We start from the raw sequence: 19,266 nt of genomic DNA, 5'->3' as shown, positions 1-19,266 counted from the left end.
CTGTGTCATGTACTTATGTACCACTGTTTTCAATAAAAGGTAGGGATCATGGAATGAATACAGCACAGTTTCAGCAATATGTTAGAGATTACAGTAAGGAGAAGGGCTTCGATACGAGCAGTATTGAACAGAGAATGCTCTATTTGATGACTGAGGTCGGCGAGTTGTCGAAGGAAGTATTAGCGGTTTCCTTTGATCCTGCTGCAACAAAGAAAGAGAATCTCGGTTTCGAGATGTATGATGTCGTGTGGAATATATTCGATTTGGCTAATAAGCTGGACATTGATCTGGAACAGGCTTTTAAGCAGAAGATGAAGATTAATGAGAAGCGGACATGGGTGTAGTGGTAGTATCTAACGTGATTGGAGAGGACGAAGAATGCTGGAAGACACCAAGGACGTAAATTTAAAGCTCGAAAAATATAAAGAATTGCTGGGGCAGATGGATGAGGCGGACAGCCGTAGGGAATGGGTCGGAGAACTGATCGAACAATTGCAAAGTCTAGAAGAGGAAAATATCCGCTTAAAGAAAACAATTCTCCGGATCTCAGCCAAGAGTAGTCCGCGGATGTCTAGTAAGTTGAAGGATGCACTATATGAATGAGCAATTAACTAACAATAGAAAAAGACTCTTTCCACGTTGTATGATCTAAAGGCGGGGAAAGGGTCTTTTGTGATTGAGCATCTATTCACTGACGGTTCTCTGCTTGTTACGTTTGCCATAGCCCCGTTTACGGTCGCGAAAATAGATCCAGCCCGCTAGGAAGCTCATACCTGCTGCGAATAACAGGATGCCTACTATGAAATTGAGCCATTCGAAGGAAGGCTGCACTAGCGCGCTATTACCGTGCTGGGAATAATAGTGGAAGACGGCGTCCTTGACTTTCAAGAAACCGGTCACAGCTGCGATGCCGGGGATGACGAGAAGGATAATCGCAATAAAGCGGGAAATCATAAGCTTCATAGTATGTATCCCTTTCCTTTCGCGAAAAGTAATGAATTGGAATTATTATCATCATACCTTTGTAATCATTCAAAAACAAGGTAAAATAAAGATAGAAATTTTAATAGTAAAAGCAATTATTTGAAATAGAAATGGTGGAGATGGATTTATGGCGATTACATGCGATGTAGCTGTGCTTGGTGGAGGTACAGGCGGTTATATTGCCGCGATTCGTGCTGCTCAACTCGGCAAGGAAGTCGTAATTATTGAGCAGGACAAGCTGGGCGGGACATGTCTTCACCGCGGTTGTATTCCGAGCAAGGCGCTACTGCGAAGTGCGGAGCTGTATGCACAAATGAAGGAGAGCGCGAGCTATGGTATAGAGACGAGCGGCTTGACCCTCGTATTCCCGAAGGTGCAGGAGAGAAAGCAAGCGATTGTGGAGCAATTGCATAAGGGCGTTCAATATTTGATGAAAAAAAATAAAATCACCGTCATCCAAGGTAAAGGGCGTGTGATCGGGCCATCGATTTTCTCTCCAAAGAGCGGTGCTGTAGCGGTTGAATTAAGCGACGGCGAGATGGAAACTGTTGTTCCAGCTAACCTGATCATTGCTACTGGGTCGCGTCCGCGCATCTTGCCTGGACTAACTCCTGACGGGCAGTATCTTCTGAGCAGTGATGAAGCACTCCTGCTGGAGGAACTGCCGAAATCTATGATTATTGTCGGCGGAGGCGTGATCGGTGTTGAATGGGCCTCTCTACTTCATGATTTTGGAGTGGAAATAACGGTTGTGGAAGCTGCGGATCAACTGTTGCCAGCTGAGGATGAAGAGGTCGCTCGCGAGCTGCAGAAGCAATTGCAGAAACGTGGAATTACTGTGCTGACGGGGGTGAAGGTATTATCGGATACCTACTCTGTCTCGGAGGGCCAAGTACATATTTCGGCTCTGCAAGGCGATCGGACGATTGAACTGAGTGGCGATAAGCTGCTGATCTCGATCGGCAGACAGGCTAATGTGGAGAATATCGGTTTGGAAAATACAGATATCGCGCTGGATCATGGCTTTATTCGAGTAAATGAGCATATGCAGACAACGGAACCGCATATTTACGCGATTGGCGATTGTATTGGCGGACTACAGCTGGCTCATGCGGCCAGCCATGAGGGATTGGTCGCTGCCCATCATATCGCGGACGAAGTGGCCCATTATGACGAGAACCAGGTACCACGCTGTGTATATAGCCGTCCGGAGGTGGCTTCGGTTGGTTTAACAGAGAAGGATGCCAGAGCCAAAGGACATCAGGTCAAGATCGGCAAAGCGCCATTCTCTGTTATCGGCAAAGCGTTGGTACATGGTGAGAAGGAAGGCTTCGTAAAAATAGTGACCGATGCGCAGAGCAACGACATTCTTGGCGTGCAGATGATCGGCAATCAAGTTACAGAGCTGATTAACCAAGCTGCTCTGGCTACATTGCTTGATGCTACCCCTTGGGAATTGGGCCAGGCGGTCATCGCTCACCCTTCGCTGTCGGAAATTATCGGGGAAGCGGCGTTGGCTGTGGACGGACAGAATATTAACTTTTGATGGAAAATGATCAAATTTGTCCAATATATTAGGCTTTTTCGCTCAAGCTTACCTGTTATTGGGAATCCTTGCAGAAATCAAGCTGTTGCAAGCGCACTGGCAAGACTTCCGAACTCTAACGAAACACTATATCGTTATTTCCGCAAAATCAGCATCAATTCAAATCTAACGAAACATCATATCGCTATTTGGATGAAAATCCGCTATTTAGCCCTTTATTTGCTCGAATAGCGATACCCATCAGTCTGCACAATAGCGATATTTTCTTTTTGTAAGCAAAAGGTTTATAATAAGGTTAACCCAAGTCTTAGTACCAGGTGTTAAGATTAGACAACATAAGAACAGAAGAACTGAAGATATGGGAACCTAATTAGGGAGGTAACTCCATGAACGCAAAAAGTTCAATGCAAACGAAGCTAAAACATGAGCAGCTCGGATTATCAGAAACCGAAGTAGTCGACATGTACAAATATATGGTGCTCGCTCGCAAATTCGATGAACGCTGCTTATTGCTACAGCGGGCAGGTAAGATCAATTTTCACGTTTCCGGCATCGGTCAGGAATGCACGCAGATTGCTGCGGCATTTGCGCTTGATCGGCAGCGCGACTATTTTCTCCCTTATTATCGGGATTATGGGTTCGTGCTATCCGTTGGAATGACTCTGAAGGAATTAATGCTGTCGGCCTTCGCCAAGGCGGGTGATCCGAACAGCGGCGGGCGCCAAATGCCCGGGCATTTTGGTTGTAAACGGCTACGGATCGTGACGGGCTCCAGCCCGGTGACAACGCAAGTTCCACATGCAGTAGGCGTGGCGTTGTCCGCTAAGATGCAGAAGAAGGATATCGTCTCTTACGTAACCTTTGGTGAAGGCTCCAGTAACCAGGGGGATTTCCATGAAGGGCTTAATTTTGCCGGCGTGCAGAAACTGCCGGTTATTTTCCTGTGTGAGAATAATCAATATGCCATTTCGGTTCCGATTAAGAAGCAGCTCGGCGGCAAGGTATGCGATCGCGCCTTAGGCTATGGATTCCCGGGAGTTCGCGTGGATGGTAATGATCCTCTTGAAGTATACCGCGTTGTAAAGGAAGCGCGTGAGCGTGCGGTTCGCGGTGAAGGACCGACCTTGATTGAAGCGATGATGTACAGACTATCTCCACACTCGACTTCGGATAACGATCTGGCTTATCGTACCAAAGAAGAGGTCGATGAGAATTGGAAGAAGGACGGCATCCCAAGAATGAAGGCTTATCTAATGGAATGCGGCCTATGGAGCGAGGAGCAGGAAGCGGCTCTGCTGGAGGAGATTAAGCAGCAGCTTAAGATTGCGATTGAAGAAGCCGAGCACGATCCGTTCCCGAACCCGGAAGATACGTTATTGCATGTATACGCGAATGATGGGGAGGGACAATGATATGCCGGTAATGGAATATGTAGACGCACTTCGCCTTGCGATGAAGGAAGAGATGGAGCGCGATGAGCGGGTGTTCGTATTAGGTGAGGACGTTGGCGTTAAGGGCGGCGTGTTCACCACAACTAAAGGCTTGCAGGAGCAATTCGGCGAGGAACGGGTCATTGATACGCCGCTTGCGGAGTCGGCAATCGCTGGGGTGGCGATTGGGGCCGCGATGTACGGCATGAGGCCGATCGCTGAGATGCAGTATTCCGATTTCATGCTGCCAGCCACAAACCAGATTATTAGTGAAGCGGCCAAAATCCGCTATCGCTCCAACAATGATTGGAGCTGTCCGCTGGTCGTACGAGCGCCAATTGGTGGCGGGATCTTCGGCGGTCTGTATCATTCGCAATGTCCGGAATCGATCTTCTTCGGAACGCCGGGGTTGAAGATCGTGGCTCCTTATTCTGCTTATGATGCGAAGGGGCTGCTTAAGGCTGCGATCCGTGATCCTGATCCGGTGCTGTTCTTCGAGAATAAGAAATGCTACAAGCTCATTAAAGGCGATGTTCCAGAGGAGGATTACACGGTTCCGCTCGGTAAAGCCAATCTCCTCCGCGAAGGTGAGGATATTACGGTGATTAGCTATAGTCTGCCACTTCATTTCGCGATGCAAGCCGCCGAGGAATTAGAGGCCGAGCAAGGCGTTACTTCGCATATTCTGGACTTGCGCACACTCCAGCCGCTCGATCGCGGGGCGATCATTGCTGCGGTCAGGAAGACAGGAAAAGTGCTGATAGTTCATGAAGATAATAAAACCGGTGGGATCGGGGCTGAGGTATCGGCGATCATCGCAGAGGAATGCTTATATGATCTCGATGCTCCAATCCAGCGGCTATGCGGGCCGGATGTTCCGGCGATGCCGATCAGTCCGCCGATGGAGAAGTTCTTCATGCTGAACAAAGACAAGTTAAAAGAAGCCATGCTTCAATTAGCACTATATTAAAAGTGCAACTGTTCAGAAGTGGATCTTTTTGAACAACTCTAAATGGGAGTGAGAGCATGTTATCCAATAGAACATTAAATGATGTCGTCATGCCGCAATTAGCGGAATCGCTCGTATCAGCTACCGTGGGCAAATGGCTCAAGAAGCCAGGCGATCCTGTCGAGCAGTATGAGCCGATTTGCGAAGTCATTACTGATAAAGTAAATGCGGAGATACCGTCGACGCTGGATGGTATTATGGGAGAATTGCTGGTTCAGGAAGGGGAGGAAATCGCCGTAGGTACGGTCATTTGCCGGATCGAAACAGAACAAGCCGCTACTGCTCCGGTAAATGAAGCCTGCGCAGTGTTATCTGCCGAGACCCCGGATACTGAAGTTCATGGCGATGATTCCTTACGAGCCAGATACTCACCAGCGGTTCAGACGCTGGCGGCTGAACATGGCATTCATCTGCAGTCTGTGACCGGCACGGGGCTTGGGGGCAGAGTGACACGCAAGGATGTCCTGCGATATATTGAGAACCAAGACTCCGCCAACTCGGCATCTGCTGCCCCAGCGGCTGTTCAAACGCCGCCGCTTAATACGCAGCCACAGGTAGCTCCGGTTCAAGCGATCGTCACGCCAGGCGTGATCCCGACTGTACCGTCTTCAGAGCCAGTGCGCCATTCCGGCTTACACTTAACCGAGACTCCGCGGATTCCGACGATTGAAGTCGAGGGCGGACGTTCTGAATACTTCATCGATGTAACGCCGATTCGCAATACGATTGCCACCCGGATGCGTCAAAGTGTGTCGGAGATTCCTCATGGCTGGATGATGATTGAGGTCGATGTGACCAATCTCGTTCAGCTGCGCAATAAGCTTAAGAATGAATTCAAGCAAAAAGAAGGCATCAATCTGACTTATCTGGCCTTCGTTCTTAAAGCAGTGGTCGGAGCGATCAAGGATTACCCGATCATGAACTCCGTGTGGGCGGTTGACAAAATTATCGTCAAGCGCGACATCAATCTGTCCCTCGCGGTAGGCACTGAGGATTCTGTCCTGACTCCAGTCATCAAGAATGCCGATCAGAAGAGCATCGCTGGCCTTGCTCGATCGATAGAAGATCTGGCTTCCAAGGTGCGCGCGGGCAAGCTGAAGCTGGATGATATGCAGGGCGGAACCTTTACCGTCAATAATACAGGTTCCTTCGGTTCGATTCTGACCCAGCCGATCATCAATTATCCGCAAGCGGCAATCCTGACCTTTGAATCGATTGTGAAGCGGCCTGTCGTGATTAATGATATGATAGCAGTACGCTCGATGGCTAACCTCTGTCTTTCCCTGGATCACCGGATTTTGGACGGTGTTATCTGTGGACGGTTTATGCAGCGAGTGAAGGATAACTTGGAAGGTTATACGTTGGATACGCAAGTTTATTGATTCTTTGGGGGAAATCATCATGAACAGATCATTATTAGTCAGCTATACTCCTATGATAGATTATGGTGAAGCTTGGGATAAACAGAAGGAATTAGTAAAAGCGATCAGCGACGGACAGCAGCAGGAGCATCTGCTGCTGCTTCAGCATCCGCCGACTTATACGATTGGTTCCCAACAGCATCCAGAGCATCTATTGCTTAGTCCGGAGCAGCTTAAAGAGCAAGGAATCTCCATATTCCAGATCGACCGTGGCGGAGATATTACATATCACGGACCAGGACAGTTGGTCGGATATCCGCTGCTGCTGCTTAATGGGGAGCATGGCCTTGATTTGCACGGCTATTTACGCAATTTGGAGCAGGTCATTATCAATTATCTGGCCAAGTTCGGCGTTGAAGGCTCTAGGAAACCGGAATACACCGGTGTATGGGTCGGGGATGTCAAGATTACCGCGATCGGCGTCAAATTTAATAAATGCCGTCATGCCCGTGGCTTTGTAACGAGTCATAGATTTGCTTTTAATATTAAATCAGGCATTCAGAATGAAGGGTTCAGCGGGATTATTCCTTGTGGTATTGAAGAGTACGGGGTAACTTCGTTGGAGGATGTCACGGGCCAGACGTTCACCGTAGAACAGGTAGCCCGCGACATCGTACCCTACTTTAATGAAGTCTTTGGCTATGAAACGATATGGGAAGATGCTAACGCATGAGTAAAGGCTCAAGCAGCGCGAATATTGTAGAACCTACCATGGCAAATAACATCAGATAGACTACGATTTTTAACCATTTTTTAGACATACCTTAACTCCTTTTTACAATAAATTTGTCAGGTTAGTTATCTTCTATAATAGCGTAAACGTGAAGGAGAGGAAAGTCCAATGATCAACAAGGAAAGATTGATTCACAGCTTCCTGGAATTGGTACAAATTGATAGTGAGACGAAGCATGAACGGCAAATTGCTGATTATTGGATCGATAAATTTACGGAACTCGGACTAGAAGTGGTTGAGGATGATTCCATGTCCAGAACGGGGCATGGCGCCGGGAATTTGATTGCCACCTTGAAGCCGAGCGTTCAGACGGATGCGCAGCCATTCCTGTTCACCAGCCATATGGATACGGTAGCTCCAGGAGCCGGAATCAAACCGATCGTTGGAGAAGATGGATGGATCCGCAGCGATGGTACTACGATCCTAGGCTCTGATGATAAAGCAGGGGTGGCTGCATTGCTGGAAGTGATCCAGGTGCTGCGTGAGAACCAGCTGCCGCATGGTCAAATCCAGTTTGTAATCACTGTAGGTGAAGAGATGGGCATGGCAGGCTCCAGAGAACTTGATGCCAGCTTGCTGGATGCCAAATTCGGCTTCGCCTTCGATTCCAACGGAGATGTGGGTACCATCTGTGTAGCTTCGCCCTCCCGTGCCCTGATTACTATAGATATCTATGGCAAATCGGCTCATGCTGGGGTTAATCCGGAAGATGGTATCAGCGCCATCCAAGTTGCGGGCAAGGCGATCGCACGGATGACGCTGGGACGGATTGATGAAGAGACTACGGCTAATATCGGCAAGTTTGAAGGCGGAGGAGAGACCAATATCGTTCCCGATCATGTGAAGCTGTATGCAGAGGCTCGCAGCACCTCTCAGACGAAGCTGGAGCAGCAGATCGCCAGCATGAAAGAAGCGGTGGAATCCACTTGTCAGGATTATCATACCCGTGGAGAGTTCAATAGCATGATTGTCTATCCGTCCTTCCGTCTATCGGAGCAGGAGCCGGTCGTCGTGCTTGCGCAGAAGGCGGCGGTTGAGCTGGGCCTGTCAGGAGATACATTCATGTCCGGCGGCGGCAGTGATGCCAATACCTTCAATGGGCTCGGAATTCCGACCGTGAACCTGGCTGTCGGCTATGAAGATATTCATACGACACGCGAGCGGATCAAGAGCGAGGATATTGTGAAAACCGCCGAGATGGCACTGGAGATCATCGCCCAGACTATCAAGTAAACGTATAAAACCGTTCGTCAGCCTACGGGCTTACGAGCGGTTTTATTGTACGTGGATCAGTTTTGAGATATTCAGGCAGATTGCGACTCTGCGCTTCATTCCAACTCGTATGCCATTGGGTCATCGCGATGATCTCGATCATGCTCATGAACCCATGAATATACTTCTCGATCTTCCGTACCTCTTCCTGGTCAGGATGGTATAGCTCCATCCGCCTTCTGAGTCGTTGAATTTTCTCCTGAAGATGGCAGGCAGTGGCGGCATAGCGAACAGTGGGCATAGTTGGACAGATCTCGGCTAAGGCTATAAATAAGGAGCCTGCCTCTTCATATCGAGCCTGATCGTATAGAATCTCACCATAGATTCTGGATATTTCTTGATATGGCGGCTTGGGTTTACGAAGCAGGGCAGGGGGGATTTCGGACAGGTTTTGCTCAGCCAAGGCCACATATCCTTCACAGTACAGACTGTGGATGAAGGCACAGTGAAGCGCAGCATCCGACTTCCCAGCCAGCTTGGCAGCTGCATTCAGCATACCAGCGGATACGGAACGACAGATCCACTCTGCACGCTCGAAATAGCTATACTGCTGAGCCTCGGCGGGGTCGCCATCCGCTTCCAGACGGCTTAGCAGCGACGCGATATCATCGTCATTTTGCGGTGTACCGCTTGAATCGTGGATATGAGTTGCTTCAGGGGGTACCATATTAGTCACCTCGTTAATTATTTTACTATGATTTGTTGATTCGGGATTGTATCAGATCCGTGACTTTGGCCGATTTATCGGCCTGTCTCTGCCATTGATTCAGCAGGATGCGGACCTGCCAGGCCTTGCCCTGCACGCGAATCGATTTTTCCGAGAAATAGCTCTTCATAGGCGCTGCTCCTTTTCCGGGAGGTTTGGTATAATAACACCATATGTTCGAGACGGACAAGTTATGTATAGTGAATCTCAGGAGAGGATGATTTATAAATGACAAATAAGCTGATAGAGACCACGATTTCGACAGAGCCTGTATTTACGGGCAAGGTCATTTCTTTGCAGGTGGATACGGTGGAGCTGCCGGATGGAAGCAAGGCGACACGGGAGATCGTGAAGCATCCCGGGGCTGTCGCTGTGCTCGCTTTTCATCAGGATCGGCTGTTGATGGTAGATCAATACCGTCAAGCGATGGGGCGCTGTGAGCTGGAAATTCCGGCTGGTAAATTGGAGAAGGGCGAGGACCCGATGGAGGCGGCGGCTCGCGAGCTTGAAGAAGAGACCGGCTATCGTTGTGAGCGGATGACGCATCTGCATTCGTTCTATACCGCGCCCGGCTTCTCGAACGAGATCATCCATCTGTATTTGGCGGAGGAACTAACGAGCGGGGAGATGTCTCCCGATGAGGATGAGTTCCTGGAGGTCTATGAGGTCAGCTTTGAAGAGGCGCAGCAATATATCGCTGAAGGGCGGATCGCCGATGCCAAGACGATGGTGGCCTTCTATATTTGGCAGCAAAGACTAAGCCAAGTTGCCGGGAAGTAATAACTGATGAGCAGCCGATATGGAACACTTCAATCAAAGGATCGTCACACCATGAACAGCATGAAGAGTACGAACAGCACGAGTGAAAAAAATATAGAGAATACAGGTATGTCCACCTATTTTGCGGATTTGCATATTCATATCGGAAGAACCGAACAAGGTGCCCCGGTGAAAATTAGCGGCAGCCGTAATCTGACCTTCGCCAATATCGCTAAAGAGGCTGCCGAGCGCAAGGGCATTCAACTGGTTGGTATTATCGATTGCCATTCCCCCGGGGTTCAGGCCGACATTGCAGATAGTCTGGAACAGGGGCAGATGCGGGAGCTGGAAGACGGAGGCATCGCTTACCAGGGAACGACACTGCTGCTGGGGAGCGAACTGGAGATCCGGGAGCCTGGCATGGGGCCAGCGCATTTACTCGTGTTCTTCCCGTATTTCGAGACGATGCGCTCCTTCACAGAATGGCTGCAGCCGAGGATGAAGAATGTGCAGCTCAGCTCGCAGCGAGTGTATGTGCCTGCGCGTGAGCTACAAGCAGAAGTGTACGCCCGGGGTGGCCTCGTGATCCCCGCGCATATCTTCACCCCGCATCGGAGTATATATGGTAGCTGTGCCCCGCGGATGGCCGATGTGCTTGATCCCGGTTTGATCAGTGCGGTCGAGCTTGGCTTGAGCGCGGATTCGGAGATGGCCGGGCTGATCAGCGAGCTGGACCAGTATACGATCCTGACCAATTCAGATGCACATTCCCTCGGGAAGATCGGCCGGGAATACAATGAATTGATTCTGCAGGCGCCGACTTACCGTGAGTTCGAGCAAGCGTTAGGCGGTCGCAATGGTCGGCGAGTCGCGGGCAATTATGGTCTTAACCCTCGGCTCGGGAAATATCACCGGACTTACTGTGGGAACTGCAGCTATATTATCGATGAAGCGGAGGCTTCGGTGGAACGCTGCCCATATTGCGGTAGCAGCAAGCTTGTACGCGGCGTCCTGGACCGGATTCTGTCGCTCGCCGATCGTCCGGAACCGAGCGTTCCTGCATGTCGCCCGCCATATCACTATCAGGTACCGCTGGAATTTATCCCGGGTCTGGGACCGGCGAAGCTGAATCAGCTGTTAGCGGCTTTCGGCACGGAGATGAATATTCTGCATAAAGTGTCGCGCTCACAGTTATCCGAGGTGGTTGGCGAGGAGCTGGCCGATAAGATCAGTGCTGCCCGGGCCGGGACGCTGCATCTGCAAGCCGGCGGTGGTGGAATCTACGGTAAAGTAGCGAAGGAATAGGGCTTTGCCGCCCGCACGGCAACAGGAAACTCGAAGCAAGAAGCATAAGGCAGCCAACTTCTTCATAGCTTGTATTATCAGGAGATTCAGGCCTATAAGCTTGAAGCCTTACTCTTAATGAAGCTGGATAAGAAGGGGGCTGCCTATGCCTATGCTGCAACCGATACGCCATTCGTTACGGGATCAGACGCCGTTGTATGTGTTCGTGAGTGTGTTATTTTTGATGGGAGTCGTGTTTGGCGCCTTGATGGTTAATGCCTTGACATTAGAGCAGCAGCAGGATTTATCCCACTATCTGGGGGATTTCTTCGTATCTGTAAATGATGGGGGAGCGGCATTTCAACCGCTATCCTTCTGGGCGATCGCCAGTCTGCACCTGAAATGGCTCGGGCTGATCTGGTTGCTCGGACTCTCGGTAATCGGGCTGCCGGGGATCCTGATTCTCGATTTTCTCAAGGGAGTTCTGATCGGATTTACGGTAGGCTGTCTGGTCGGGCAGTTCACATGGAAGGGGCTGCTTTTCGCGATTGTCTCGGTGGCACCGCATAATCTGGTGGTTATCCCGGCGCTTATGATCGCCAGCGTGGCGGCGGTCGGTTTCTCACTCGGTATTATCCGCAACAGGGTGCTGCTGCACCGGACGGGAAATGCGGCTCGGCCATTCCTCTCTTACACTTCGTTGACGCTGACGATGGCGTTGATTTTGCTGGCGATTTCCACCTTTGAGACTTGGATATCTCCCGAGATTATGAGTTGGGTGACCCCGCTGCTGATATAGGTTCTCACTCTAGTAAAATGTTTGACTTTGTACTTTAACTCCCCCTATAATGAAAGAAGCGAATTATTAAAGCTAGTTCATGTCGGCGATGCTTGGGGGAGGGAGAACGTGGAAGTGAAAGTCGAGAAAATCAAACAACAATTACAATCCCATGGCTATAAATTGACGCCCCAGCGGGAAGCCACGGTTCGCGTATTGCTCGAGAATGAAGAGGATCATCTTAGTGCTGAAGATGTGTTCATGCTCGTTAAAGATAAAGCTCCCGAGATAGGTTTGGCTACCGTATACCGGACTTTGGAGTTACTTAGTGAACTTCATGTCGTTGAGAAGATCAACTTCGGAGACGGTGTCGCCAGATACGACTTGCGAACCGATACAAGCAAGCATCACCACCATCATTTGATCTGCGTGCAGTGCGGCGCGATGGATGAGATACGTGAGGACTGGCTTGGGCCATTAGAAGAACGTCTGGAGAAGGAATTTAATTTTACGGTACTCGATCACCGTCTTGATTTCCAGGGCATCTGTTACCGTTGCCAGGACAAGATGAATAAGAACGGCGATCAACCGAAAGATGGCAATCATAATTAGAGAAACTCACAATAAGGTAGAGCGGAATTATCCGTTCTGCCTTATTTTTTTAGCGAATTGCGTAATTGATAAATCTGTTAATTAGGTGATTTTGCATGTACAATAATAGTAAGGAAGATGACGAAAGCTCTCATAAACCTGGAGGCAGGTATATATACTTGTACTAACGCAGTTTGCGCAGTAAGACAAGCGCAGGCCGCAACTCCGTGATGAAGGAAGGGGAGAAGGTTGGTCATTTCCTTGCGCAGAAGTCTGCGTCTGCTGAAGTATCTTATCGTGTTCGTCATGCTCGCTTATGCCCTTTATAAAGTATTTGGCTTTCTCGATGTAACTCTGCTTCCGATGGATAAGTACCGCGTTCCTGAAGGATCGGCGGTGAAGGTTTTTCATACGGGCATCGATACGATGGAGCCGGAGACGCCTCTGCAGAGACTGAAGTTGTTTTTCTGGTATGGTGAATAATGGAGTTTTTATGGACATGAAGAAGGTAATTTTACGGAAAATGTGGAATTTAATTTGAACAATGGTTATAGAGAAGGGAAGGGGGCGATACATTGGAACAGGTAGTTGCCTCTTTTATTTCCTATTTGGCGGATCGCAAGGGGTTAAGCCAGCGGACGCAGGAAGCCTACCATCGAGATTTGCAGCAGTTTATAGCCTATTTACAGAATAAAGGGATCGATGATTTCAAGGAGATTACCCGGGCAGGAATCCTGCTCTATTTCTCCGCCTTGAAGGATAAGGGCAGAGCGCCTTCGACGATCGCCAGGGTGTCTGTGACGCTACGTACCTTCATGCACTATTTGCTGCTGGAGCGGATTGTGGATCATGATCCGTTTCTGATGATCGAAGCTCCAAAACTGGACAAGGTGCCGCCTCAGACCTTGACGATCGCGGAGACGGAGGCCCTGCTGGATGCACCTGATCCGGGCACGCCGCTTGGGCTTAGGGACAAGGCGATGCTGGAGCTATTGTATGCTACCGGGATTCGAGTGAGCGAGCTTATCTCGCTAAATGTCGGCGATATCAACCTGCAGCTGCGTTTTCTACGCTGTGCGGGGGAGCGGGGCAAGGAGCGGATTATTCCGTTCGGGACATTAACGGCAGACTGGCTAGGGCGTTATCTTAGCGAATGTCGCCCGCGCTGGGCGAAGTCAGATACTGAGGGGCCGCTATTCCCCAATCGCCAGGGCGAGGCGCTCAGTCGCCAGGGCTTCTGGAAGATCATTAAGAAATATGGGGCAGAGGCAGGGATTACTCAGACGATAACGCCGCATACCCTGCGGCATTCCTTCGCTGTCCATCTGCTCCAGGGCGGAGCGGATGTGCGCGCTGTGCAAGAGATGCTCGGCAATCAGAGCGCATCCACGATCCAGCTCTATTTGAGCAAACCTGGCGGGAATTTGAAGTCGGTTTATGATTCTTTTCACCCGCGGGCGTAAGTTCACTTCCTGATTCATTTCGGCAATCTAACGTAGATTTTTTGCACAAACTTGAACAGCAACGAATAGAGGAGTGATGAGAAATGCCAAGCCGTCCGTATTTTAATAAGATTACAGTTATTGTACTGGATAGCGTAGGAATCGGAGCATTACCGGATGCTGCTAAATTTGGTGACACAGGCGCACATACGCTGGGTCATATTTTGGAAGCGGTTCAGCCTGTGCAGCTGCCTCACTTGAGGAAACTGGGTCTTGGCAATATTAGTCCACTGCCGCAGCTCGCTCCCGTGCCGTCACCGCTGGCGTATTACGGCAAAATGGCCGAGATCTCAGCGGGCAAGGATACGATGACCGGGCATTGGGAGCTGATGGGGCTGAAGACAGAGACTCCTTTTCAGACTTATCCCCATGGATTTCCTCGCGATCTGATCGCTCGCTTCGAGCGTGAGACAGGTCGCAAGGTGATCGGGAATAAACCGGCCTCCGGGACGGAAATTCTCGACGAGCTGGGTGAGGAGCAGATGCGGACGGGAGCATGGATCGTCTACACCTCTGCGGACAGCGTGCTGCAGATTGCGGCGCATGAGGAAGTGATTCCGCTTCAGGGGCTATATCGCGCTTGTGAGATCGCTCGCCGTCTAACCCTTGAGCCGGATCATTTTGTCGGTCGGGTCATTGCCCGTCCGTATATCGGTCAGCCGGGGAATTTCCAGCGGACACCGAACCGTCATGATTATGCGGTGAAGCCGCCGGAGCCTACCGTGTTGAATGCCCTGAAGCATTCCGGTAAGCAGGTCGTTGCGGTCGGGAAGATCAATGATATTTTCTCGGGTCAGGGAATTACCGCTTCGCATCCGACGAAGAGCAATAGGCAGGGGATCGAAGAGACGCTGCGTCTTATGAACGAATCCTTCGAAGGTTTGCTGTTCGCGAATCTTGTCGATTTTGATTCCATGTATGGGCATCGCCGTGATCCCGTAGGATATGCTAGAGCCTTGGAGGAGTTTGACGACGCATTGCCGGAGCTGATGGCCAGAACCGGAGATGATGATCTGCTGATCATTACCGCCGATCATGGGAATGACCCGACTCACCCCGGGACAGATCATACTAGAGAGTATGTTCCGTTGCTCGTCTACGGCAAGCGGCTGAGAACGCCAGGGAATCTGGGGATTCGGGATACTTATGCGGATCTCGCGGCGACGATTGCCGACAATTTCGGCGTGTTTGCGACCAAGCATGGGAAGAGCTTCTTGCAGCATTTAAAATAAACTTATTACAATAAACTCAAAGGAGATATGACAATGACGCTTACTAAAGAGATGATTACCGAGGCGGCGGGGTATATTCAATCCGTGGCCAAGATTAAACCGGAGGTAGGTCTTATCCTTGGCTCAGGCCTTGGCATCCTCGCAGATCATATCGAGCAAGCGGTTAGCATCCGTTATGAGGATATTCCTCATTTCCCACAGTCTACGGTGGAAGGACATGCTGGTGAGCTATTGATTGGACATGTGCAAGGCAAGCCTGTCGTACTTATGAAAGGCCGCTTCCATATGTATGAAGGCTATGGCCCGCAACTGACAGCATTCCCTGTGCGGGTCATGAAAGAGCTTGGTGTGAAGACGCTGCTCGTGACTAACGCAGCTGGTGGAGTGAACACCTCCTTCGAACCAGGTGATCTGATGCTGATCTCCGATCATATTAATCTGACTGGCACGAATCCGCTGCTCGGCTCGAATGATGCTGAGCTTGGGCCGCGCTTCCCGGACATGTCGCAGGCTTATAGCCGTAAATTGCGCGAAATAGCGCGGGCAGAAGCGGATAAGCTGGGTATCTCGCTGCAAGAGGGTGTCTATGCTGGCTTCCTCGGGCCATCCTATGAGACTCCGGCAGAAATTCGGATGGTGCGCACGCTCGGCGGGGATGCCGTGGGCATGTCCACGGTCTCGGAGGTCATCGTAGCCAGTCATGCTGGCTTGCAGGTGCTGGGCATCTCATGCATCAGCAATATGGCTGCAGGTATCTTGGATCAGCCATTGTCGCATGCGGAAGTTATGGAGACGACCGACCGCGTCCGCGAGAAGTTCCTCAGTCTGGTGCAGGCGATTATTCCGAAAATGTAGTTAAGAGAATCATATACAATATTGATCACACACGGTGTTCCTGATGAGGCGTAAGCTTCGCAGGAACACCGTTTTTTCTTTGACGTGAATGAGATAGGAATATAATGCCATGAAATGGAGCATACTAGGTTAGCAGAATCCAGAGTTTTAGTATAAAGGGGGAACCCATCTTGAAGAGAATGCTAATCAGCGGGCTAATGGCTCTTATATTGGCTATGCCTGTGTGGCCTGCCGCAGCCTTGGCAGAGGACGAGGGAGCGCATAATAGTGGAGAGGTGCTGACGTTAGCGGAGAATGCCCGTTCCGCAGTTCTGATAGACGCAGACACCGGGACGATTATTTACGAGAAGCACAGTCATGAGAAGCTGCCTCCGGCCAGTATTACGAAAATAATGACGATGCTATTGACGATGGAAGCGATCGATGCAGGACGATTGAAGCTGAGCGATAAAGTGACGACTAGCGATCGCGCTTCTTCAATGGGCGGGTCGCAAATCTTCCTGGAGACTGGGGAAGAGATGACCGTTGATGATCTGCTCAAAGGGGTGGCGATGGCGTCCGGCAACGATGCTTCGGTGGCGTTGGCTGAGAAAATCGCTGGTACCGAGCAAGAGTTTGTCAAGCTGATGAACGAGAGGGCTCAGGAACTTGGACTTAAGGACACTCATTTTGCCAACTGCAATGGCTTGCCGGTAGCCAATCATTATAGCTCCGCCCATGACATTGCCATTATGAGCCGGGAGCTGCTCAAATATGAGGGGATCACGAAGTATACCGGGTCTTACCAGGATTACCTGCGCAAGGATTCGCCCAAGCCGTTCTGGCTGGTGAATACGAATAAGCTTGTCCGCTTCTACAGTGGTGCTGACGGCCTAAAAACAGGCTATACCTCGGAGGCGAAGTTCTGTCTGGCCGCCACCGCGAAGCGCGATGGCATGCGATTGATCGCGGTCGTGCTCGGGGAACCGAATACGAAGACGCGCAATAGCGAAGTATCCGCGATGTTCGACTATGCTTTCTCCCAATATGCGCTGCAGCCGATTTACAAAGCCGGTGAAGTTATCGGCAAAGTGAAAGTGCTGAAGGGAGAGACTGCGCAGCTCGAATTGACCGCATCCCGGACGATGAGCGTTCTGGTCAAGAAGGGAACCAAACTGGAGAATATATCGCAGAAGCTCGATATCCCGGACAAGATTGCCGCTCCGATTAGCAAGGGGCAATTGATCGGCGAGCTGATCATTACCCAGGATGGTCGCACCTTGGCCCAGTTTGATCTGACCGCTGCCTCCTCCGTCAAGAAGGCCGGCTGGTGGACGTTGTTCAAGCGTACGGCATCCCAAATGTTTTTTGTAGATTCATAGGTTTTTTCTTCTAGTTTTGTCATAGGGCAGGATTCATCTGAAGCGATGTAGAATTGTTGTGTTCATGTCAGGGAGGAGAGTGAACAGACGTGAATTTGCATATGGAAACTGCGAGGCATCGCGAGACGCTGATTGTACGATTATCGGGGGAGCTCGACCATCATACAGCCGATTTGGTGCGAATGCGGATGGATGAGGAAATCGGGCGGGAAGGCTGCCGCAATTTGCTGCTTAGCCTCAAATCGCTGCAGTTTATGGATAGCTCAGGGCTTGGCGTCATCCTCGGCCGCTATAAGCTGATTAAGCAAAAGGGCGGAAAGATGGTCGTCAGTGACGTTAATCCGCCGGTATTTCGTCTGCTGGAAATGTCGGGCTTGTTCAAGATTATGTCCATTTATGAAAATGAGAGCAGTGCGCTCTCAGAATTGGAGGTCGCCCTATGAAAGAAAATAATCGCAACCATATGACCTTGCAATTCGCGGCAAAATCGGAAAATGAGTCCTTCGCCAGAGTAACAGTGGCTGCTTTTGTCTCCCAGCTTGACCCGACGATGGAGGAGATTACGGATTTGAAGACAGTGGTGTCCGAAGCGGTAACCAACTCAATTATTCATGGCTATGAAGAAAATCCGGAAGGCATCGTCACCATTTCCGCATCGATTGAGGAGGACACGGTTACTCTGGTCATTGAGGACAAAGGCCGCGGAATCGAAGATCTGGAGCTGGCCAAGCAGCCGCTCTATACTTCCAAGCCGGAGCTGGAACGATCCGGGATGGGCTTTACGATCATGGAGAATTTTATGGATGAGTTTGACGTCGCGAGTGAGGTTGGCGGCGGCACTTCGATTCGGATGAAGAAGAGGATCGTATCGAAGAAAGCTTTATACAATTAGGGGTTGGAGCTATGGATGCCGAAGTGAAGCAAGCCTCGAGAGAGTATTTGGACGATGCGGAAGTGAAAAGGCTGATTGCCTTGAGCCAGGCCGGCGATAACGTGGCCAGAGACCGGCTCGTGAACTGCAATACAAGACTGGTCTGGTCGGTCGTGCAGCGGTTCATGAACCGTGGCTACGAGCCGGAGGACTTGTTCCAAATCGGCTGCATCGGACTGTTGAAGTCGGTGGATAAATTCGATCTGAGCTATGACGTCAAGTTCTCAACCTATGCGGTGCCGATGATTATCGGTGAAATTCAGCGCTTCCTGCGCGATGACGGAACGTTGAAGGTCAGTCGCTCGTTGAAGGAAATGGCCAATAAGGTGCGTAAGAAGAAGGACGAGCTGTCCAAGGTATTGAACCGGCTTCCGACTGTGAAGGAAGTAGCGGAGGAGCTCGGGGTTACGCCGGAAGATGTTGTATTCGCTCAGGAAGCGAACAAGCCGCCAGCCTCCATCCATGAGACGGTGTTCGAGAACGATGGAGACCCGATCACATTGATGGATCAGATCGCGGATGAATCTCAGGAGCGCTGGTTCGATAAGCTGGCTCTGCATGAAGCGATTGACGGATTGTCAGAGCGCGAGCGTCTGATCGTATATCTGCGCTACTACCGTGATCAGACGCAATCCGAAGTGGCGGCCAGGCTGGGAATTTCACAGGTTCAGGTATCCAGGCTGGAGAAGAAGATTCTACAGAATATTCGTGATCAGATCGCCCAATAGGGCATGGGATATATGGAAATGCAGGATAAACAGGCTAAGGTGTTATCTAATACCTTGGCCTGTTTTTTTGCGCCCTTCGAATGAATCTGCCTAAGGTCTATTGTCTGGCATTACGCCATGCAACAATGGTTCCTCGACTAAATG

At 50.4% G+C, this 19,266-nt stretch carries 24 protein-coding genes; 20 read left to right on the top strand and 4 right to left on the bottom strand.

The genetic code is table 11. From position 1 onward, the window contains the following. Positions 1 to 53: 53 nt before the first annotated feature. Positions 54 to 344 (top strand): MazG nucleotide pyrophosphohydrolase domain-containing protein, encoded by a 291-nt coding sequence (locus BFJ94_RS08970; RefSeq protein WP_120462351.1) that lies wholly within the window; start codon positions 54 to 56, stop codon positions 342 to 344. A gap of 34 nt (positions 345 to 378) precedes the next feature. After that, positions 379 to 603 (top strand): hypothetical protein, encoded by a 225-nt coding sequence (locus BFJ94_RS08965; RefSeq protein WP_120462350.1) that lies wholly within the window; start codon positions 379 to 381, stop codon positions 601 to 603. Positions 604 to 684: 81 nt separating this feature from the next. Here BFJ94_RS08965 and BFJ94_RS08960 read toward each other — a convergent pair whose 3' ends face one another. Then, on the bottom strand, positions 685 to 963 hold the full coding sequence (locus BFJ94_RS08960) for a DUF2627 domain-containing protein (protein WP_120462349.1): 279 nt from the start codon (positions 961 to 963) through the stop codon (positions 685 to 687). Between the two features lie 148 nt (positions 964 to 1,111). On the opposite strand from BFJ94_RS08960, the gene lpdA reads away from it, so the two are divergent. The 5 genes from lpdA (at position 1,112) to lipB (ending at position 7,063) form a co-directional block, all read left to right on the top strand. Next, positions 1,112 to 2,530 carry a dihydrolipoyl dehydrogenase gene (lpdA, locus tag BFJ94_RS08955; protein WP_120462348.1) on the top strand — a complete coding sequence of 473 codons (1,419 nt, stop codon included), beginning with the start codon at positions 1,112 to 1,114 and terminating at the stop codon, positions 2,528 to 2,530. 386 nt (positions 2,531 to 2,916) lie between these two features. Further along, positions 2,917 to 3,942 (top strand): thiamine pyrophosphate-dependent dehydrogenase E1 component subunit alpha, encoded by a 1,026-nt coding sequence (locus tag BFJ94_RS08950; protein ID WP_120462347.1) that lies wholly within the window; start codon positions 2,917 to 2,919, stop codon positions 3,940 to 3,942. 1 nt (position 3,943) lies between these two features. Next, the gene (locus BFJ94_RS08945; RefSeq protein ID WP_120462346.1) at positions 3,944 to 4,930 is read left to right on the top strand and encodes an alpha-ketoacid dehydrogenase subunit beta; all 987 of its coding nucleotides are present in this window, start codon (positions 3,944 to 3,946) and stop codon (positions 4,928 to 4,930) included. A 56-nt stretch (positions 4,931 to 4,986) separates the two neighbouring features. Then, complete coding sequence (locus BFJ94_RS08940; RefSeq protein WP_120462345.1) at positions 4,987 to 6,351, top strand: dihydrolipoamide acetyltransferase family protein; 1,365 nt, start codon at positions 4,987 to 4,989, stop codon at positions 6,349 to 6,351. A gap of 19 nt (positions 6,352 to 6,370) precedes the next feature. Continuing rightward, entirely contained in the window at positions 6,371 to 7,063 is a 693-nt protein-coding gene (gene lipB / locus BFJ94_RS08935; RefSeq protein WP_120462344.1) for a lipoyl(octanoyl) transferase LipB, read from the top strand. On the opposite strand, the gene prli42 is transcribed toward lipB, so the two are convergent. Further along, entirely contained in the window at positions 7,053 to 7,151 is a 99-nt protein-coding gene (gene prli42 / locus BFJ94_RS26060; RefSeq protein ID WP_120462343.1) for a stressosome-associated protein Prli42, read from the bottom strand. The genes lipB and prli42 overlap by 11 nt on opposite strands. Positions 7,152 to 7,231: 80 nt before the next feature. Here prli42 and BFJ94_RS08925 point away from each other — a divergent pair, with 80 nt between their 5' ends. Beyond that, positions 7,232 to 8,356 (top strand): M20/M25/M40 family metallo-hydrolase, encoded by a 1,125-nt coding sequence (locus tag BFJ94_RS08925; RefSeq protein ID WP_120462342.1) that lies wholly within the window; start codon positions 7,232 to 7,234, stop codon positions 8,354 to 8,356. Positions 8,357 to 8,378: 22 nt separating this feature from the next. On the opposite strand, the gene BFJ94_RS08920 is transcribed toward BFJ94_RS08925, so the two are convergent. Both BFJ94_RS08920 and mciZ read right to left on the bottom strand, forming a co-directional pair. Beyond that, complete coding sequence (locus BFJ94_RS08920; RefSeq protein WP_120462341.1) at positions 8,379 to 9,062, bottom strand: tetratricopeptide repeat protein; 684 nt, start codon at positions 9,060 to 9,062, stop codon at positions 8,379 to 8,381. 25 nt (positions 9,063 to 9,087) lie between these two features. Further along, positions 9,088 to 9,231, bottom strand: coding sequence for a Z-ring formation inhibitor MciZ (gene mciZ, locus BFJ94_RS08915; RefSeq protein WP_120462340.1), 144 nt, complete (start codon positions 9,229 to 9,231; stop codon positions 9,088 to 9,090). Positions 9,232 to 9,329: 98 nt separating this feature from the next. Here mciZ and BFJ94_RS08910 point away from each other — a divergent pair, with 98 nt between their 5' ends. The 12 genes from BFJ94_RS08910 to sigF all read left to right on the top strand — a co-directional run bounded on the left by BFJ94_RS08910 (position 9,330) and on the right by sigF (position 19,122). Beyond that, entirely contained in the window at positions 9,330 to 9,881 is a 552-nt protein-coding gene (locus tag BFJ94_RS08910; RefSeq protein ID WP_120462339.1) for an NUDIX domain-containing protein, read from the top strand. Positions 9,882 to 9,941: 60 nt separating this feature from the next. Next, on the top strand, positions 9,942 to 11,165 hold the full coding sequence (locus tag BFJ94_RS08905; RefSeq protein ID WP_188831526.1) for an endonuclease Q family protein: 1,224 nt from the start codon (positions 9,942 to 9,944) through the stop codon (positions 11,163 to 11,165). 151 nt (positions 11,166 to 11,316) lie between these two features. Then, positions 11,317 to 11,943 (top strand): stage II sporulation protein M, encoded by a 627-nt coding sequence (spoIIM, locus tag BFJ94_RS08900; protein WP_188831524.1) that lies wholly within the window; start codon positions 11,317 to 11,319, stop codon positions 11,941 to 11,943. 108 nt (positions 11,944 to 12,051) lie between these two features. After that, complete coding sequence (fur, locus tag BFJ94_RS08895) at positions 12,052 to 12,534, top strand: ferric iron uptake transcriptional regulator (protein ID WP_120462338.1); 483 nt, start codon at positions 12,052 to 12,054, stop codon at positions 12,532 to 12,534. Between the two features lie 228 nt (positions 12,535 to 12,762). Next, positions 12,763 to 12,996 (top strand): DUF4227 family protein, encoded by a 234-nt coding sequence (locus tag BFJ94_RS08890; RefSeq protein ID WP_120462337.1) that lies wholly within the window; start codon positions 12,763 to 12,765, stop codon positions 12,994 to 12,996. Between the two features lie 92 nt (positions 12,997 to 13,088). Further along, complete coding sequence (locus BFJ94_RS08885; RefSeq protein ID WP_120462336.1) at positions 13,089 to 13,976, top strand: site-specific tyrosine recombinase; 888 nt, start codon at positions 13,089 to 13,091, stop codon at positions 13,974 to 13,976. 83 nt (positions 13,977 to 14,059) lie between these two features. Beyond that, positions 14,060 to 15,247, top strand: coding sequence for a phosphopentomutase (locus tag BFJ94_RS08880; RefSeq protein WP_120462335.1), 1,188 nt, complete (start codon positions 14,060 to 14,062; stop codon positions 15,245 to 15,247). A 27-nt stretch (positions 15,248 to 15,274) separates the two neighbouring features. Continuing rightward, positions 15,275 to 16,102 carry a purine-nucleoside phosphorylase gene (locus tag BFJ94_RS08875; RefSeq protein ID WP_120462334.1) on the top strand — a complete coding sequence of 276 codons (828 nt, stop codon included), beginning with the start codon at positions 15,275 to 15,277 and terminating at the stop codon, positions 16,100 to 16,102. Positions 16,103 to 16,272: 170 nt separating this feature from the next. After that, complete coding sequence (locus tag BFJ94_RS08870) at positions 16,273 to 17,463, top strand: D-alanyl-D-alanine carboxypeptidase family protein (protein ID WP_162944222.1); 1,191 nt, start codon at positions 16,273 to 16,275, stop codon at positions 17,461 to 17,463. A gap of 89 nt (positions 17,464 to 17,552) precedes the next feature. Then, positions 17,553 to 17,906, top strand: a complete 354-nt coding sequence (spoIIAA, locus tag BFJ94_RS08865) for an anti-sigma F factor antagonist (RefSeq protein ID WP_120462333.1) — start codon at positions 17,553 to 17,555, stop codon at positions 17,904 to 17,906. Then, positions 17,903 to 18,355 (top strand): anti-sigma F factor, encoded by a 453-nt coding sequence (gene spoIIAB / locus BFJ94_RS08860; protein ID WP_120462332.1) that lies wholly within the window; start codon positions 17,903 to 17,905, stop codon positions 18,353 to 18,355. The genes spoIIAA and spoIIAB overlap by 4 nt, the downstream gene beginning before the upstream one ends. Positions 18,356 to 18,366: 11 nt before the next feature. Further along, positions 18,367 to 19,122: an RNA polymerase sporulation sigma factor SigF gene (gene sigF, locus BFJ94_RS08855; protein ID WP_120462331.1), complete on the top strand. Its 756-nt coding sequence runs from the start codon at positions 18,367 to 18,369 to the stop codon at positions 19,120 to 19,122. Positions 19,123 to 19,266 lie beyond the last annotated feature (144 nt).

Origin of the sequence: Paenibacillus aceti, from assembly GCF_003614185.1 — a bacterium.
GTDB classification, from domain to species: Bacteria; Bacillota; Bacilli; order Paenibacillales; family Paenibacillaceae; genus Fontibacillus; species Fontibacillus aceti.
The sequence above is the reverse complement of the archived record's forward strand: the minus strand, read 5'-3'. Positions and strand labels throughout refer to the sequence as shown.